At 50.6% G+C, this 1,947-nt stretch carries 3 protein-coding genes; 2 read left to right on the top strand and 1 reads right to left on the bottom strand.

Annotated elements, in window-relative coordinates; all coding sequences use genetic code 11:
- Window positions 1-111: 111 nt before the first annotated feature.
- Window positions 112-264 (bottom strand): DUF7837 family putative zinc-binding protein, encoded by a 153-nt coding sequence (locus QT222_RS01730; RefSeq protein WP_014732603.1) that lies wholly within the window; start codon window positions 262-264, stop codon window positions 112-114.
- Between the two features lie 506 nt (window positions 265-770).
- On the opposite strand from QT222_RS01730, the gene QT222_RS01735 reads away from it, so the two are divergent.
- Complete coding sequence (locus QT222_RS01735) at window positions 771-1,646, top strand: ParA family protein (RefSeq protein WP_491476107.1); 876 nt, start codon at window positions 771-773, stop codon at window positions 1,644-1,646.
- A partial coding sequence (locus QT222_RS01740; protein WP_491476106.1) for a DUF7970 domain-containing protein occupies window positions 1,643-1,947 on the top strand: 305 nt, incomplete at its 3' end. The genes QT222_RS01735 and QT222_RS01740, both read left to right, overlap by 4 nt.

The raw sequence follows: 1,947 nt of genomic DNA on the forward strand, positions 1-1,947 counted from the left end.
TGCGTCTGGGTCGGGGTTAGAAGCGAATCCTGACTCACCCTCACCGGGGCCTATCGATTCTTCAACGTGAATATGGCGTGCCCGATCTCGTGGACGAATAGCACGGTCTCGTTACTCTGGCCGAACAACCTCGTCGCACGAGTAACACTCAGCAAATACGCCAGTAGTCCCATCTGCTTCCTCGAACTCGATCAGCGATTGATACGGCTCAATCTCCGCACCACAGTCCGGACATCGTCCGAGTATCGTCGAATCACTCGTCATAGGGGGATGGGGAGGCGCGTGTGACACAGCTTGCCTCCAATATTTCTCACGAGCGACCACTGCAAAGGTATTTGTTCAATCCATTTGTTCATTAGTTGTGTTCATTAAGAACATTCAGTAGTGGTGTTCATTAACTTCAGTCAAGATAAGATCAAAAACCAAAAATCAGTGGAGATAGTCAATGGGTTACTGATCGAGATACGATGAGCATCCTTTGGCTACTAACAACCGAACACTAACTCAATCACCTGCTGACAACCGTATCGGTGTGTTCACTAGCTCTGTTCAGAAGAGATGTTCAGAAGAGATGTTCAGAAGAGATGTTCAGAAGAGATGTTCAGCAAATTTGTTCATTAGATTTGTTCAGTCCCAATATTCAGTACTGATGTTCATTGTGTTCAGTCACTTTGTACAACCATGAATGCCAGTCAGTACATGGAGAATATACAACACAACATGATTTGATGTGGAGAAGATTCAAGATGAAGGTCATTCATGAGACAAGCATGCTTACGTATTCAACATACAGCGAGGCAGGAGGGGTCGGGAAAACGACCACTGCAGCGAACCTCGCGGTCGCACACGCTCGTGCTGGATTAAAACCACTTGTCGTGCCGCTCGACCCGCAAGATGGAGACCTCTCACGCCTCTTTGGCGTTGATGAACAACGAACAGACTCAGTTGACAACTTAGTCCGCCATATGATTCGGCGACCAAACGGAGGGTTCACTGACCTTATTCGAACAGTAGAGGGGGTCGACATTGTACCTGAGCATAATATGCTCTCAGACCTCGCCGAATTCTTACAGCGTGAAAAAGACCAAGCAGAGGCTATGGGGGAGGCGTTCGGAATGCACGCACAGTTGCTTCGTGTGCTCCGTGAGGCAGGCGTCCCCGAGAAATACGATGTTTTAATTTGCGACCCACCCGCAACTGAGGGACCGCATCTCTACAATGCAATCCACGCGACGCGGTCGTTAGTGATTCCCGTCGAACCAAGCGCCAAAGGTCGCGCAGCAGTTGAGGGCTTAGAAGCACTTGTCGCTGGTTTCGAAGAACAACTCAATATTGACGTTGGTGTCCTCGCTGCAGTTCCCACAGGATTCAAAAACACACGCGATCAGCGGACGATTCTAGACGAGATTGATTATCCAATTCCAGAGATAATCAGTGAGCGTGCATCTCTTATGGAGGGGTGCTGGATGGAACAGTGCTCTGCGTTTGAGTACGTACGTGACCACCGCTCTCGCCGTCGTGACTACGAACTCGAAACACTGGCTCAGTTCGATCGCTTGGCACGACACCTCGAAGCAGAGGTTGGCATCGAGGCACCAAACCCTCCAGCACCCCGTGACGTTGACCACGAGGTGCTCACCGTATGACTGGGATGAAGAAAGGAGCAGGCGAAGATCCGTTCGCTGACGACCCGCCAGTAGATTCAACCGACCCTTCAACAGACCAGAGCGAAGCCACCGAGACACCAGAGACACCAGAGGAGACTGATACACAACAGGAACCAGATACGCAATCGTCACGGCAGCAACTCCAGATCCCGTATAAATTCCGCCGGGATGGTGTACAAGACGGTCGTGACCGAGTTCCCTTGTTCACGCAGCAAGAGACAAAGGCCGCAGAGCGAGATGCACTCCGAGAGTTCGAAGACAGGTTTGAAGAAAACGTGTC

The sequence above is a fragment of the Haloferax sp. s1 genome, from assembly GCF_058382125.1.